The organism is Paenibacillus sp. FSL H7-689, from assembly GCF_000517905.1.
GTDB classification, from domain to species: Bacteria; Bacillota; Bacilli; order Paenibacillales; family Paenibacillaceae; genus Paenibacillus; species Paenibacillus amylolyticus.
Genome location: NZ_ASPU01000065.1, coordinates 1 through 15,197, shown reverse-complemented (window position 1 = coordinate 15,197; position 15,197 = coordinate 1). Strand labels below are relative to the sequence as shown.

Sequence of the window (15,197 nt, the reverse complement as noted above, 5' to 3'; positions counted from 1 at the left end):
AAATATAAAGAGAAATATTCATCCCATTTGAGATCACACATCATGTTTTCATCCATCAATTGATAATTAGATATCAGAAGAGAAACATTTTTACATTTTTACCGTTTATAATATGTAGGGATATTTTGGAATTAAGAAAATGATCTAATATTAGTCGAGGTGCATAATGAAGAAAACCATTTTACTACTGTTTTTGAGTCTGTTCTTACTCGTTTTGCTCCCTAATCAGGGAAATGCCGCTGCAAGCACGTCGAAAATCTTTATGGATGGAGAGGAATTAGTCCTCCCAAGTGATGTACAGGTAACGATTATCAATAAAAACGTGATGATCCCGATTCGTGTCGTTGCCGAAAATTTGAAATTCAAAGTCGATTGGAACCAACAAGCACGCACTGTAAAAATTCAGCAAGATCAACAGACGATTTCCCTAACCGTGGACCAAAAGCAAGCCATGGTTGCTGACAAACAAGTCAATTTGAACACAGCACCGCAGATTTTGAATAAAACGCTGGTGGTGCCCATTCGATTTGTCAGTGAACAAATGGGGCTTAAGGTAAGATGGAACAATCAAGACAAGATCGTATACTTAACAAACACCAGTAAGGAACCTGCTATTGAACCAGGAAATAGTCCTGGAAAAGGGGATTCAAGCTCTACCGCTCAGGTTACCGATATCCAATTTGCCAATAATCAGCTCGTGTTATCCACCGATGGGGCCGTTCAGCCGATAGTAACGACCCTCAAGTACCCTGATCGTCTGGTTGTGGACTTGCCCGGAGCCACCTTTGGCGATATCTCCCAGCCACTGGATCAAGGACTCAATGGCAAGTTGGATGTGAGCGCTTATCCCAATGTGACAGAAGTGAGATATTCACTGTTCAAACGAGAACCGGCACAAGTTCGCATTGTCGTAGAATTGAATAATGTGAAGAATGTCCAGTACAGCCACAATGTGATTGCCGACAAACTGATTATTGATCTGAATGTTGCGGGTGACAATGTCACACCTGCTCCAGTCACTCCAGTAGGCGACTCAGGACGCAAGGTTGTGGTCATCGATCCAGGACACGGTGGCAGTGATCCAGGGACGATCAGCATCACGAACAAACCCGAAAAGGAATACAATCTGGCATTAGCTCACAAAGTACAAGCCCTGTTGCTCAATGAACCCAATATCGAATTGGTGATGACTCGTGAAGGTGATACCTATCCGACCCGCCCTGAGCGTGTTCAACTCGCCAATCAATTAAATGCGGATGTATTTGTATCTATCCATGGCAATAGCGTGAAGTCCGCCCCCCAAGCCACAGGTACGGAGACATATTATTATCAACGCAGTAACAGCAAGGAATTAGCTACTATCATTCATCAACGTTTGGTGAAAGCCATGGGTCTCAGAGATCGTGGTGTGAAGAATGGCAACTTGGAAGTAATCCGAGACACGACCATGCCTGCAGTGCTTTTGGAAGTGGGATTCTTGAGTAATGTGCTCGATGAAGAACTGATGTCGTCCGAAGTTGTTCAGATGAAAGCCGCTCAAGCGATAGCCGATGGAATCAAGGAGTATTTGGGCCTATAAATTATCAAATAAATCAGATAAAGGAAGTGTTTCTTTGAATAAGAAGCTAGGTTGTGCACTTATATTATCATGCTTGATCCTTATCGGAGTTGGATGTGCCCAGAAGCCAGTGAGCCAATCCGGTTCGAATGAACCTGCTGTTCAGGGAGGACAGGTGCAGGCACCAAACCCATCCGAAACGGAGGTGGATCTGGGCACAATGAATACACAAGTCGTCGATGTATATTTGGCAGACTCTCAGGTACTTGAGCTAGAGAAAACAGAGCAGGAAATTGAGTACAAGGATGACTCCGAAAAATATGAAAAAACATTTGTAGCGTTGCAAACGAACACCGATTCAGAGCTTGTTTCCCTCTGGGAGCAGGTGGAATTGCTCTCTGTCCAATATGCTGAGGGTACGGTGACTTTGGATGTTCATATCCCCGCTGAAGCGAACCTCGGTACCAGTGGAGAATTGCTCGCATTGGAAGCTTTAACAACAACGATGTTTCAATTTGATGAAGTGAAGAGTCTGGATATACTGGTGGATGGTGAAGCCGTTGATAGTTTGATGGGTCATGCCGAACTGGAGCACCCCATTCATCGCGAACCCTAAATGATCAGACAACAATGGAAAAAGAACGTCCCCAGGGACGTTCCAATCTGACGCATCAATTCGATTCATGCACAATTCACACATATAGCTCGTCACCAGCAGACAGTGAATGTATCACTGTTCTCGGTGACGGGCTATTTCTGAGCAAACCTTCTTTTAATCGGTCCGTCTCTACCCGGTCAGCATGCACAAGGACCGTATGCCTTGCTGGAACCTGATGCAGCATCCGTTCAACATCCTTCCAGCCCTGATGAACTTTATAACGTATTTTCCGCACCTCACATGCTCCATACTTGTCAGGAACCCGTAGCAACTTATCAGCAAATGTACCATGAGCAACATGCCCAGTGAGCAGAATCAGATTCTCCTCCCTGTCCGATAATTGACTATAGTACCAACGGGCAAGCGAGGACTGCATCATGCCGTCCGGAATGAACCATAGCGAAGCAGCATGATGTTCCAACAGTTGTTCCCGCTCTTGGGTGGTTGTAGGTAGATCCCATCCTCGTCCGGTCAGAAAGCAATCGATTTCGTCTTTCAACGAACTTCCGATGACATGCTCTCCCTTCTCCCTCAACCAATACGGAACATGCAGAAGTTGCTTCATACCGTCCACCAGCCCTTGTTCCACTACGATTGGAATAGCCGGGAATTGTTGCTGTGCCCACAGTATGATCTCCTGTCCACGCCCTACGACAGGCATGGGTAGTAGCACCTTTCCACCGCGTGCAATCGTATGGCGAATGGCTCGTTCGAGCTGTTCCAGTTTGTCAGCCTGTGTATCTTGGTCCGTACCGTAGGCCGCATCAACAATCGCCAGATCTACCAGCCCGACTGAAGATATTGCTGCTCTATCTACTCCGCTTGCTCTGCCTACTCCATCTGCTTCTTTGGATGTGAAATTTCTCTGCTTCATGGGTATCTCCGTGGATACGAGTGTTCTTGACGACGCTTCTGATGCAACAGATGTCTGATCTGGTGACGTTATGAGTTCTCCAGCCTTTTGCCCACTGTTTATAGCAATTAGTTCCTCCGCGCCCCACTGTTCACTGCTCGGAGTATCGAACAACGTATCTTCACGAATCATGTTTTCCCGTAAGAACGCCTCCGCTGGATAATCCTCCTGTAAAAGCATCGATTCGGACGTGTAGTCCCCGGAATAAAAAATCCGCTTACCTTCCATTTCAACCCCAAACCATACCGATCCAGCCAGATGTCCACTCCGGCCCCACATCACTTTTACTCCAGGAATGGGTTCGAACCAGGTTTGGGATACAACCTTATCCTCCAGATACCGATAACGAATAGCCTGCTCATCTGCTTCATCGTAAGGGAGCTTCTCTCCGACACGTTCTGCAAACCTTCGCCAGTTGGCAAAATACGTACGCAGTTGCGCCCTCGTCTCTCTCGTCGTCCACACTTCACCCTGGTAGCCCATCTTGTACAGCAAAGGGATGGCGACCGAATGATCCTCATGGGCGTGGGACAACAGGACCGCATCCAGTTGCGGGACAATCTCCGGGTCAATCATCGGATACTCGCCCGTGCCTTCTTTTTTCACACCACAATCCAGCAAAAGGTGGAACTGGCTCCCGCTCAGGAGATAGGCGGAACGTCCGTGTTCCCCTGCACCGCCCCATACGTTCAGTTTGATCATGATGCATTCCACTTTCTCTTTGAATTCAGCAGTTCGATTCCCAGCAGCATCAGCACCGTCATGCCTACAGTCACAACAGCCATTGCCATTCCCAACGACACCTGACCTTGTTCAAACTGGGCAAAAATATACGTAGCCGACGTCTGCATCGACGGCGGAAGAATCAATAACGAACCTACCAGCTCCCGGGTAGCAATCGTAAAGGTCATCATCCAGCCGGCCAGCATGCCGGGCAGGATCAGCGGGATCAGGATTCGCCGCAGAATATACAGCGGCTTCCCGCCAAACACTTGCCCAGCTTGGAACAACGTTCCGTCAATCTGGGTAAAGCTCGATTTTACATACTGCACGGTGTAAGGCAAGAAGAGCACAACGTACGTGAGCACAACCATGCCATAGGTGTTATACAACGTGACTGGCATCCAGGGTGAGTTCCAGAACAGAATCAAACCCACCACCATCACGATACCCGGCACCGTATTAGGCAACAGACTGAACAAGTCAATCACACGCTGCATGAATGAAGATGATCTGCCGATCGCCAGCGCAAATCCAGTTCCGATAATAACAGCGACCGTTGAAGCCGCAAGGGATAGACCGAGACTGTTCCCGATGGCCTTCATGCTCACCGATCCCCAAGATAACAGCTCTTTGTAATGATCCAAGGTCAGATTATCAAATGCAATTCCCGATCCCCGTAACTTCATGGTCGAAGCGGCAATGATGGAGAAATACGGGATACCTATCGACAGGATCAACAGAATCGCAAGATACACCCCGCATAACAATCCTGCTCCGCCACGAAGAGAATATCGCTTCGAACGTTGCCCTTTGCCACCGACCAGACGATACGTGAACTTTCGACTCATGGCAGACTGCATATACCACATCACCAGACAGACGGACAACAGCACCGATGCCAGCGAAGTCGCCTTGCCGAAGTCAATCGGCCAACTGGAGATGTACTTATGGATCTCGGAGGTCATGACATAATAGCCAATCTTGCGCCCGAAGGTTGCCGGAGTTCCGAATTCCGCAATCGTTTTGACAAAGACCAGCATGATCCCCATGCCGTAGGACGACAACAATAAGGGTAAAATAATACGTCTGAAACGGTATCCTGCACGTGCACCGTGCACAGCTCCCGCTTCTTCGAGATTGCCACCGATGCGGATCAACGCATCTCGAAGCAGCAGATACAGGAACGGGAACAGGTGCAAGCTCATGATGAGCACCATGCCCCAGAAGCTGAAGAACAGCTCACTCCAACCCGCAGATGAGGGCACCCATTGCTGCAGATATCCCCCTTTTTGCATAAACAGAATCCAGCCCATCGATCCGATATACGGCGGAGTCATGAACGGAATCATCAGGATTACATCGACCCAGCGATGCTCGCCCATTCGGGTCTTCGCCATCATCCAAGCCAGCGGTAGCGCCAGCAGCGTAGTTACCGCTACAACGCATATGCCAAGCCAGACGGAGTTCAGCAATACACCTGATAGATGATGACCGGTAATCGTGCGAATCGGAGCCATCCAATCCCACTGCCCGTCCGGATACACACTTTGCCAGAAGATCAGCAAGAGCGGTACGCCAATGCTTATGGTCAGCAGAAAGAGGGCCAGAATCACGCCCACTCTCCGAAAAATTCGGTTGTTGTCCATTACAACAGGTTTCACTACGTTCACCTCACATGACTTTCCACAGACAGCAGATATTCCTTTTGCCTAATTGTCTCTATACTTGTTCTTCTTACTTAAAAGTCTCGGAAAAACGCGCCGCTGTCTCTTCGCCATGTTCGCTCATCCAGTTCCAATCCACTTTAAGTTGTGGAATATCCTTCACATTGGCACGGTTAGTCGCTTCAATGTCTTCGCGGCCCGGAATCAGATAAGCATCTGCAACAAGCTTCTGTGCTTCATCGGACAACAGGTAGTCAATGAACGCTTTGGCATTTTCTACATTTGGACTGGATTTCAGAATCGCTGCCGGTCTTGGGCTGATTACCGTGCCTTCCTCAGGATATACGATATCCAGTGGTTCGCCTTTTGCCTTGGAGGAATACGCCATGTAGTCCACACCTGCTGCTACGATGCTTTTGGCACCCGTAATGACCGGATCAAGTGCTTCCTGATTGGCGCCTGCCATCGCTACACCATTGGCTTTATAGGCACTCAGCAGATCCCAACCTTTTTCACCGTTCGCGCTCAGGTAGCCTGTGATGAAGTCGAGTGCTGAACCTGATAATGTAGGGTCGGGAATGTTTACTGCATCTTTCCACGCAGGCGTAGCCAGCTCTGCCCAACTTGTTGGTGGTGTAGATACCAGTTTGGTGTTATACACAATGCCCAGTGCGGAAGCACTGCTGCTAAAATAGTTGCCCTCTGCATCCGACCAGTCCTTGTTCAACTTGTCTGCATTGGCTGCGTTCGGGTAAGGCATAGTCAGTCCATCCGCTTTCAGAGCCTGTGCTGAAGGTAAAGAGGCCAGGATTACAACGTCTGCAACCGGATTGGATTTCTCAGCTTCCATACGAGCCAGAATTTTGCCTGTCGTTCCCTGGAACATCTCAACTTCGATCCCTGTTTTGTCTGTAAATCCGCTCACGATGTTATCCGCCAGCTTCTGTGGGCCAGCACTGTACAAGACCAACTTGCCACCAGCCGGTTTCGTTGTTTCCGCCGCTGCTGCCGTGCTACCTTCGCCCGCGGGTTGTGCCGCGTTGCCTGTAGTTGTGTTGCCCGTACTACATCCGAACAAACTGATACTCATTACCGCTGTTAATAACAGCATTGCGCTCTTTTTTCGTGTGTTCATACCCAACATATTCGTCCATCTCCCCTGGTTTCTTATAAAAAGTGTGTACTCCTGCTTCCAACTGCGTGTTCGTTCACCAATTTAATATGCCACTGCGATCGCTTCGTTTTGCTTCACACTCGGGTGGTCATAACCGTCCATTCGGCATATCCGCTCGGGGGCTACATGAAGCTGAACCCGCTCTCCCACACGCACTCTTTGGTTCATATAGGCTGTCCATACGCCCAGCCCTTCCATCTGCACTCGTACTTCATAACGTTCACCTACATAGCTGACACTAAGTACCTTCCCCGGATAACACAGATCGTCATGGCCTGTTTTGTTCCAGGTGACATGCTCTGGTCGCACCATCGATTGATTAGGCGTGAGCCAGTTGGACTTTCCGATAAACGAAGCGACATACGGATCACTTGGCGCCGAGTAAATCGTTTCCGGGCTCCCCTTTTGCAATATCCGCCCCTTCTGCATCACCACAATCTCATCTGACATCGACATCGCTTCAATCTGATCATGTGTTACGTACAGCGCAGTCAATCCCATGTCCCGAACCAGCGACATCATCTCAATCCGCATCTCTTCCCGGAGTACAGCATCCAGTGCACTCAGTGGCTCATCGAACAGGATCACACCAGGTCTGACCGCTACGGCTCTGGCAAAAGCAACCCGTTGCTGCTGTCCACCAGACAGCTGATGAGGATATCGGTCTTCCATGCCTTGCAGGCGAACCATGCCAAGCGCTTCGTTCACCTTTTGCCGCAGATCAGATTTCTGTTTTCCGGCCTTCAGGCCAAACGCTACATTTTCGTATACGGTCATATGCGGCCATAATGCAAAATCCTGAAACACCATGCCCAGATTACGCTTGTGTGTTGGTATATCAATCCGCTTCGCCGCAGAGTAGATACACTGACCATCTGCACGAATCTCCCCCGCGTCCGGCTGTTCCAGCCCGGCCAACATGCGGAGCAGTGTTGTTTTGCCACAGCCGGATGGGCCGAGCAGGGTCGTGAACTTTCCATGTTCAAGCGTTAGATCTGTCGGCAACAGTGCGGGTGTTTGATTAAATGATTTTTGAATTCCTGTTATCTCTAATTTCATAAGCATCCCTGCCTGTCTTCTGTTACTTAATCTCTTGCACTGTTCTCAGTCTAACGTCCGCTTTCGCGAGTTGTATGTCTTGTATGTAAAATTGGAATTAACTTTTTAGATGAATTCTGTTGATGTTCATAGATTAAATCTATATTAGGTGAACTAAATTAATTTTCATGTTGTCGCTTCGATTACAGCACCATCTTCCGATCGCTGTTATCCCCAGATTTCTTATATTCCCTTTATGAAGGGAGAAATCCGGGGATAAAGGCGAACGCTTCGCTTCTTCAGATTGGTTCTGTACTCTCCGTCTTTATGAAAAACATTAGATCATCTTATATATTGGGGCTAGTAGAAGTGAGAGGAGTGTCGGGACATTGAATCTGATCAAATTGCAAATTGTTGAACTGATCGACAAGCATCATCACATGACAAGCGTGGCCGAGTTACTGGGGATCAAGCAACCCACCGTTACATTTCATATGAAGTCATTGGAGGAAGAGATGGGCGTGCGATTATTCGAATCGCGTAGTGGAAAGACCTTTTTAACCGAAGCCGGACAGGCTTTGCTCCACTATTCTGTCAAAATCAATGCTCTGACCCAAGAGGCAAGGCGGGTCGTAAAGGAATATGACAGTCTCTATCGGGGCACCCTGCACATTGGAGCAAGCTATGTACCGGCTACATATTTGCTGCCCACCATACTCAACACCTTTTCTCAGGAATTCCCGGGCATTCGTATTGTCTTATCCGTCAAACCATCACCTGTTATTCGCGAGATGCTGATTCGGCATCAGATTGATCTGGGGGTGATCTCTTCCGAGCCATTTGTTGGCCCTGCCCTGCAAGCTGAGACGCTGTGTGAAGACGATTTAGTATTGATCTGTTCTCCACAACATGGATTGGCCCAGAAGGATGCATTAACACCTGATCATATCGCGCAGATTCCTTTTGCCTTACATGGCAATGAATCCAGTACACGGCGGCTAACCAATCAATGGCTTGCGCAACATGATATTCGTTTGCGGAGTACCGTGGAGATGGATTCCCTGGAAGCGATCAAACAGCTCGTGTTAATCGGAGGGCATGTCTCATTCATGTCTCGGATGGCGGTACAATGGGAGGAACAGCAGGGGCTCATTCAAGTTCTTCCCATTCCGGGAGAGCAGGCACCGCGCCATATCTATACAGTACATAACAAGGACCGCCACCCTTCCGTTCAGGTAAACCGATTCAAAGAAGTGCTGCGAGAGGTGAGTCACGGCTTCCCCATTTTCCATGGCTGATTGCCCTGATCCGCTATAAACTATCGTTTGCCATTCATCAAATCTATGCAGGGTTAACGCAATGTGCGCTTCCCTTTAATCGCTTTCATATATTCGGGCGATAAAGTGGGATCTGTACGTTAATCCAGATTAGGAGAGTGATTGGTTTTGAAAAAGTGGAAAAAGGTAACCGCCTCATTGATGCTGAGCATCGTAACATTGGGAAGTGGAATGACATTTCTGGGAGCACCCCAGGCTTCAGCTGCTGCCAATGCCGTTCCTGCATATGAAGTAAAGTTTCTGGCCAAGCCGGAACTTGTATTGAATACAGATGGGACACCACGCAGTGAAGTGATCCAGACACTCGGCCTAAATTCCACGCCAAGAAATATTAACGTAGAGTACTTCGACACCAATGCTCTCGGATTGGATCAACAAGGATGGAACGTTCGTTTTCGCAAAAAGGATGATAAAAATAACTACGAATTGACTTATAAAAAACGCTACCCTGTGATCAATGGCGATATCAACGCAGCGCTGACTCTGGCTAACCAAGAGGGATTTGATAAATCGGATGATAACTACGAGGCTGAAATTGATTGGGGATACGGCAAACAGACGCTGAGCTTCTCCAACACCAAAAAAGTCGATACCAAAGCGACAGGAGTCCAACTTCCTTCCCAGCAAGAAGCCTTGAACATGTTACTGGACAAGCTTCCGGGCAAATTGAAAAACTGGTCTGCCTCCAACTGGGGCAAGCAGCAATTGACTCAATCCCGTGCATATGGTCCAATCACATTCCAACGATATGAAGGTACATGGAGTGGTCAAGAGCTTACACTCGAAGTATGGCCGATCCGTGACGCAGCAGGTACAGGTATTGAGAATATCGTAGAGGTTTCTTTCAAAACCGATGATACTGTAGCCGTATCCGGACTGCGTACCCAACTGTTGCAGTTGCTGGAGAACAACAACTGGCTGATTCCGGCTGATGGCTTGAAGACACAGACGATTCTGGAAAGATACTAATCGCAAGCTCTAATTAAAAAGACAAGTTCCTCTTCCTGCGGACATCGTAGGAGAGGGGCTTGTCTTTTTTTGCGTAGTGAATTAAATGATCTGTTATTTAAGTAATTCTACGATTAACATCAGTTAAGATTTTCATTAATTATTCGCTCAACGGTTTAGATGATGGGAACTATGTATTGGCTATTTTCCAACTCGGTAACCTATTTCAATTCAAGTTATAGTGGAGAGTTACGCGGTTCAATGATTAGAATTCGCTATTTCATTTTCATATTATCATATGGACTTCTTATTTGTATGACAATATGCGATAATTGATAATTATTCTCAAACACATCATATGTAATGTTACTATCGTAAGTTAAGGAGGGATTCTGGTGACTTTGCAAGTCTTTCCACTGATATCTAACGGTGACCATACCCGTGACCTATATGCAAGATTCAAGACATCCGAAGTTCTCGATCAAGCGTCTTTTCTTGCCCCATTCGTATTAACGGATTCACATCTTCTGCTCATCTGTACTGGTGGTGAAGCCGATATTCGTATTGGGCACAGGCTGAATCATGCCACACTCGGCAAGATGTATCTGATCCTGCCAGGAACAGCGATAGAATATACAACGGATGAGGTTCATCCTTTACAGGGCATCGCGATATATTTTGATATGTTGAAGCCTCTCTCCGACATCAATAAAGCTACTTCCGGATCTACTGTAATGGAGGTATACCAAAAAGGGTTACTTCGTTCGGCTTATGCCGATGAGTTACCGCATGAACTTTTTCAGGAATGTACCAGAATTGCCTCACAGCTCCATGAATGCATCTCTGTACCTCAAGAAAATCGTCCATTTCGCATTCAGACTTTGATGCATGAATTGTTAACCCATGTGTATGCTCCTCCCAAAGAAAGTGCAATAGGAGATTCCGAACACACCTCTGCTTTGGATCAAACGCTTGAACTTATTGAGCTTGGATATGCTGAGCATCTTTCTCGTGAAGTTCTTGCCGGAGTGGCAGGCATGAGTGTGTGGCACTATTCGCGGGTATTCAAAAACAGCACTGGCATCAGTCCCATGGAATACGTGAATAGCATCCGCATGGACCGGGCCAAAGAGATGCTGCTCGTCCCCGGCCAAACCATCAAACATATCGCCTCACAGGTTGGTTTTCAGGACGAGTTTTACTTTAGTCGCAAATTCAAAAAATATGTTGGCGTGTCTCCCTCTACCTATCAACGACAGAAACGCAGTAAAATTGCCGCTCTCTCCTTCGGAACCACTGGCCATCTGCTGGCATTACAGATCATCCCCCATGCGGCATTGATCGATAACCGACGGGATCAACACAGGAATCTTTTTTTCTCCAATATCCCTTATCATCTGGGGCGTAGCAAACGAATGAATCCTCATATCTGGCAAACCAACGTTGAGTTGTTGATGCAAGCGAGCCCTGACCTCATACTCTGTAATGAGTACGAAGCCCATACGTTAAAAAGAACGCTGCAGCGAATTGCGCCTACCATCGTTATCCCATGGAAAGGATTGAGCTGGCGGGAACACTTTATACAAGTTGCCTCCATTGTGGGACAGCAACAAGATGCTCAGCAATGGTTGGAGCAGTACGATGACAAGGTAATCCAAGCCAAAGAGCAGCTTACTCATTTAATCGGTAAGGACACGGTCTCCATTATTCATATCATGATGGGTCATCTGTTAATCTACGGGCGACGCAATGGGGGCGCTGTTCTATATAACGACCTGGGCGTGGCGCCTTCACATGATCTGCTTCCAGGGCAAGTCTATCGTGCATTGGATGACCAGGAGTTGCCTCAAATGGTTGGAGATCGCATGTTACTGATTGTGGACCAGGACTCAGAATCCCAGCAACGTTGGCATAAACTACAACATACTCAGCAATGGCAAGATTTGATGCCTGTGCAGAACCAACATGTATATCTGCTAGATGAAATGCCGTGGTTGGATTATTCACCATATGCTCATGATCAGATCATCGATGAAACCCTGAAACTTTTTGGTGGAACTCAGCACATTAATCCATGACCGGATAGCACAGAAGGCTATGTCTCCCCCAACATGAGACCGCTACAATATAAAGTGTACTGAGAATCAATATCATTAGAAACACAGGGGGATTATGATGTACAAACAGCAATATGTCAAAATAACGGGAATCCTGCTCATACTCGCCATGTTACTTGTTGCGTGTGGACAGACACCTGCAAGCACTTCGCAGCCATCTGCAGATGGCGTAAAATCAGCTGCGGGGACAGATGGCGACTCATCCACTGAATCAGCTACTAAGACCGTGGAGAGCGCCAGTGGCAGCAAAGAAATCCCGGCACATCCTGAACGGATTGTGTCCATTAATATGGAGGATATTCTCCTCTCCTTGGAGGTACCACTGGTACTTGCTACACCTATTGGCCGGCAAGATTATCTGAATGAGCAACTTGAAGCCCAAGGCGTGGCTGTCGAACCCATTAATGAAAGTGTCAATTTTGAAGCTGTAGTTAGCGCCAATCCGGACCTCATTATTGCCAATGCCAGTTTGGATGCCAAGATTCTCGAACAACTCGAGAAGATCGCGCCTACGATCACTTATGATCGCCGTAATTGGCAGGAATCTATCGTGCAGGTAGCTACTGCGCTAGATATTGAAGAGCGGGCTGAACAGCTTTTACAAAAAAATAAAGATCAAGTAACTGAAGCTCAGAAGCTTGCAGCCGATATCACCAAGACCAAACCTACAGCTGCATTCCTGCGCCTGGAAGAGAAGGATATGCGTTTGTTCTTCTCTTCCATTCCATCCACGCCATTCCCAGCTTCCAGTTATGTAGGAGCGGGTTATGAGGTTGGATTCACTCCCGATGCTCTCGTTACCAAACTCGAGGCAGAGAACCCGGATCGGATGAATGCCAGTATCTCGGTAGAACTTTTGCCTGAAATCAAAGCAGACTATCTGTTTATCGTGTCCATTAGCTCAGATGGGTCAGCTGAAGCGTTGCAAAAAACAAAAGATGAACTCAATGAAATCCAGCAACTCCAAGTATGGAAAAGCCTACCCGCTGTCCAAAATGGTCATGTCTATGTCCTCAATGCTAAGAAATGGCTCATTGACGGCCCCATTGCCGAATCGCTCAAACGTAATGAGATGCTCGAAGTTCTTGGGCTACCTGCTCCATAATAGTCAATATACCTCTGTTTCATTCACAACAAACAAAAGGAGATCTACCGAAAATCCGGTGAATCTCCTTTTGTTTTAATATTTCAAATGGCCTCATTCAGTTCTGTTTCATGAAAAATCATTCTACATGCTTAACAGCTAAATGTATTTCATGTACACCTTTCTCATCCTGCAATTAATTAGGGATAGGTAATCATCAAAATCATATATAACTTTCCGGCTTTTAATATATTTTGAAATTTTGGGCTGTTTCAATCCCAAGTGCACTCTGGATAAACGTATTAGCCACTTTCTCTACAGGTACAGGATTAAATCCAATAAAGAAATCCTTATATTTTTCCGCAGACTCTACAAACAGATTAGGACTAACCGAATTCAAACGAATGCCTCTTGGTAACTCAAACGCTGCCGCTTTGGCAAACGAATCAATAGCCCCATTGACCATAGCACTTGATGCACCTTTCTCAATAGGGTGGTCTTGTATAATGCCACTGACCAGCGTGAAACTCCCCTTGTCGTTAATATAGTGCTGTCCAATCAATACGATATTGACCTGTCCAAGCAGTTTACCCTGCACACTAATCATATTGTTCTCAGGTGTCAGTTCTTCGAGTTTCGCATAATGGGTCTGGCCCGCCGCCACAATGACGTAATCAATATTTCTCACCGTTTCGAAGAGGGTAGTAATACTCCCTGTCGACGTCATATCCACCTGAACATCCCCGGATTGTCTACCTGCTGTAATAACCTCAACGGAATAATCTCTCAGTTTCGCAACAACGGCTTTACCTAATGTTCCGTTTCCACCAATGACCAGAGCTCTTTTCATTACTGTTTGTCCTCCTTTATAGCAAATACGGTTAATCAGATACGAATTGTTCTATTTATTTAAACAAAGATTCCATCCTTAATCAAATGACAATTGACCCTATTTTAAATAAATTACACTTATTCTTTTTAACACAAAAAAAGCCTTTGCTATAAGCAAAGACTCTTCTATATGTTACTAGGAAGCGGGTGATGGGAATCGAACCCACGCTATTAGCTTGGAAGGCTAAAGTTCTACCATTGAACTACACCCGCAAATAAAAAAAATCGGGATGACACGATTTGAACATGCGACCCCCTGGTCCCAAACCAGGTGCTCTACCAAGCTGAGCTACATCCCGATACTTATGAGAATAATGGCGCGCCCTGAGAGATTCGAACTCCCGGCCTTTTGATTCGTAGTCAAACGCTCTATCCAGCTGAGCTAAGGGCGCAAATATTGGAGCGGAAGACGGGAATCGAACCCGCGACCCTCGCCTTGGCAAGGCGATGCTCTACCGCTGAGCCACTTCCGCAAAACATATGGTGCGGTCGAGAGGACTCGAACCTCCACGGGGGTTAGCCCACACGGACCTGAACCGTGCGCGTCTGCCAATTCCGCCACGACCGCAAAATATAATGGTGAGTCATGAAGGGCTCGAACCTTCGACACCCTGATTAAAAGTCAGGTGCTCTACCAACTGAGCTAATGACTCATACTAAAATGGCTGGGGATATAGGATTTGAACCTATGCATGACGGAGTCAAAGTCCGTTGCCTTACCGCTTGGCTAATCCCCATTAAAAAATCATGGGGCGATCGAGGGGAATTGAACCCCCGAATGCCGGATCCACAAACCGGTGCGTTAACCACTTCGCCACGACCGCCATAGAGTAAGCCATTCATCCACTAAGAGAATCTTAGTATTAACAATTTTACTTGTAATATACATTCTATCACAAATTCAGATGTAAATACTAAAAATGGTGCCGGCGAGAGGACTTGAACCCCCAACCTACTGATTACAAGTCAGTTGCTCTACCAGTTGAGCTACACCGGCACGGTGTATATTTAATTAAAAAATGGCGGAACCGACGGGATTCGAACCCGCGATCTCCTGCGTGACAGGCAGGCATGTTAGGCCAACTACACCAC

Annotated in this window: 11 protein-coding genes and 9 tRNA genes; 6 read left to right on the top strand and 14 right to left on the bottom strand. The window is 47.0% G+C overall.

Annotation, left to right across the window (positions count from 1 at the left end):
* Positions 1 to 166 precede the first annotated feature (166 nt).
* Together C170_RS27495 and C170_RS27490 are read left to right on the top strand one after the other, a co-directional pair.
* On the top strand, positions 167 to 1,579 hold the full coding sequence (locus C170_RS27495; RefSeq protein WP_036616492.1) for an N-acetylmuramoyl-L-alanine amidase family protein: 1,413 nt from the start codon (positions 167 to 169) through the stop codon (positions 1,577 to 1,579).
* A gap of 34 nt (positions 1,580 to 1,613) precedes the next feature.
* A complete protein-coding gene (locus C170_RS27490) occupies positions 1,614 to 2,174 on the top strand; it encodes a GerMN domain-containing protein (RefSeq protein ID WP_036616485.1) in 561 nt (186 codons plus the stop codon).
* Positions 2,175 to 2,250: 76 nt separating this feature from the next.
* Here the strand turns inward: C170_RS27490 and C170_RS31445 are convergent, their stop codons facing one another.
* The 4 genes from C170_RS31445 to C170_RS27470 all read right to left on the bottom strand — a co-directional run bounded on the left by C170_RS31445 (position 2,251) and on the right by C170_RS27470 (position 7,749).
* Positions 2,251 to 3,831 (bottom strand): MBL fold metallo-hydrolase, encoded by a 1,581-nt coding sequence (locus tag C170_RS31445; protein WP_036616483.1) that lies wholly within the window; start codon positions 3,829 to 3,831, stop codon positions 2,251 to 2,253.
* On the bottom strand, positions 3,828 to 5,498 hold the full coding sequence (locus C170_RS27480; RefSeq protein ID WP_036616794.1) for an ABC transporter permease: 1,671 nt from the start codon (positions 5,496 to 5,498) through the stop codon (positions 3,828 to 3,830). Before C170_RS27480 ends, C170_RS31445 begins: the two co-directional genes overlap by 4 nt.
* An 88-nt stretch (positions 5,499 to 5,586) precedes the next feature.
* On the bottom strand, positions 5,587 to 6,660 hold the full coding sequence (locus tag C170_RS27475; RefSeq protein WP_036616481.1) for an ABC transporter substrate-binding protein: 1,074 nt from the start codon (positions 6,658 to 6,660) through the stop codon (positions 5,587 to 5,589).
* Positions 6,661 to 6,732: 72 nt separating this feature from the next.
* A complete protein-coding gene (locus C170_RS27470) occupies positions 6,733 to 7,749 on the bottom strand; it encodes an ABC transporter ATP-binding protein (protein ID WP_036616791.1) in 1,017 nt (338 codons plus the stop codon).
* Positions 7,750 to 8,117: 368 nt separating this feature from the next.
* On the opposite strand from C170_RS27470, the gene C170_RS27465 reads away from it, so the two are divergent.
* From C170_RS27465 to C170_RS27450, 4 genes are all read left to right on the top strand, one after another.
* Positions 8,118 to 9,026 carry a LysR family transcriptional regulator gene (locus tag C170_RS27465; protein WP_036616479.1) on the top strand — a complete coding sequence of 303 codons (909 nt, stop codon included), beginning with the start codon at positions 8,118 to 8,120 and terminating at the stop codon, positions 9,024 to 9,026.
* 147 nt (positions 9,027 to 9,173) lie between these two features.
* Positions 9,174 to 10,034, top strand: coding sequence for a hypothetical protein (locus tag C170_RS27460; protein ID WP_036616478.1), 861 nt, complete (start codon positions 9,174 to 9,176; stop codon positions 10,032 to 10,034).
* Between the two features lie 374 nt (positions 10,035 to 10,408).
* Positions 10,409 to 12,091 carry a helix-turn-helix domain-containing protein gene (locus C170_RS27455; protein WP_036616476.1) on the top strand — a complete coding sequence of 561 codons (1,683 nt, stop codon included), beginning with the start codon at positions 10,409 to 10,411 and terminating at the stop codon, positions 12,089 to 12,091.
* Positions 12,092 to 12,188: 97 nt separating this feature from the next.
* Complete coding sequence (locus C170_RS27450; protein ID WP_036616472.1) at positions 12,189 to 13,235, top strand: ABC transporter substrate-binding protein; 1,047 nt, start codon at positions 12,189 to 12,191, stop codon at positions 13,233 to 13,235.
* A gap of 223 nt (positions 13,236 to 13,458) precedes the next feature.
* Here C170_RS27450 and C170_RS27445 read toward each other — a convergent pair whose 3' ends face one another.
* The 10 genes from C170_RS27445 to C170_RS27400 form a co-directional block, all read right to left on the bottom strand.
* Complete coding sequence (locus C170_RS27445; RefSeq protein ID WP_036616471.1) at positions 13,459 to 14,064, bottom strand: short chain dehydrogenase; 606 nt, start codon at positions 14,062 to 14,064, stop codon at positions 13,459 to 13,461.
* Between the two features lie 183 nt (positions 14,065 to 14,247).
* A tRNA-Gly gene (locus C170_RS27440) sits at positions 14,248 to 14,318 on the bottom strand.
* Between the two features lie 12 nt (positions 14,319 to 14,330).
* Positions 14,331 to 14,404: transfer RNA gene (locus C170_RS27435), tRNA-Pro, on the bottom strand.
* 16 nt (positions 14,405 to 14,420) lie between these two features.
* Positions 14,421 to 14,497, bottom strand: a tRNA-Arg gene (locus C170_RS27430).
* 6 nt (positions 14,498 to 14,503) lie between these two features.
* A tRNA-Gly gene (locus tag C170_RS27425) sits at positions 14,504 to 14,578 on the bottom strand.
* An 8-nt stretch (positions 14,579 to 14,586) separates the two neighbouring features.
* Positions 14,587 to 14,673 (bottom strand) — tRNA-Leu (locus C170_RS27420).
* Between the two features lie 9 nt (positions 14,674 to 14,682).
* Positions 14,683 to 14,758 (bottom strand) — tRNA-Lys (locus C170_RS27415).
* Positions 14,759 to 14,767: 9 nt separating this feature from the next.
* A tRNA-Gln gene (locus C170_RS27410) sits at positions 14,768 to 14,842 on the bottom strand.
* 11 nt (positions 14,843 to 14,853) lie between these two features.
* Positions 14,854 to 14,929 (bottom strand) — tRNA-His (locus tag C170_RS27405).
* A gap of 97 nt (positions 14,930 to 15,026) precedes the next feature.
* A tRNA-Thr gene (locus tag C170_RS27400) sits at positions 15,027 to 15,102 on the bottom strand.
* Between the last annotated feature and the right edge of the window lie 95 nt (positions 15,103 to 15,197).

Coding starts and splice junctions, on each gene's coding strand:
- C170_RS27495 (WP_036616492.1), top strand. CDS start 167: ATGAAGAAAACCATTTTACTACTGTTTTTGAGTCTGTTCTTACTCGTT.
- C170_RS27445 (WP_036616471.1), bottom strand. CDS start 14,064: ATGAAAAGAGCTCTGGTCATTGGTGGAAACGGAACATTAGGTAAAGCC.
- C170_RS27475 (WP_036616481.1), bottom strand. CDS start 6,660: ATGTTGGGTATGAACACACGAAAAAAGAGCGCAATGCTGTTATTAACA.
- C170_RS27450 (WP_036616472.1), top strand. CDS start 12,189: ATGTACAAACAGCAATATGTCAAAATAACGGGAATCCTGCTCATACTC.
- C170_RS27470 (WP_036616791.1), bottom strand. CDS start 7,749: ATGAAATTAGAGATAACAGGAATTCAAAAATCATTTAATCAAACACCC.
- C170_RS31445 (WP_036616483.1), bottom strand. CDS start 3,831: ATGATCAAACTGAACGTATGGGGCGGTGCAGGGGAACACGGACGTTCC.
- C170_RS27480 (WP_036616794.1), bottom strand. CDS start 5,498: ATGGACAACAACCGAATTTTTCGGAGAGTGGGCGTGATTCTGGCCCTC.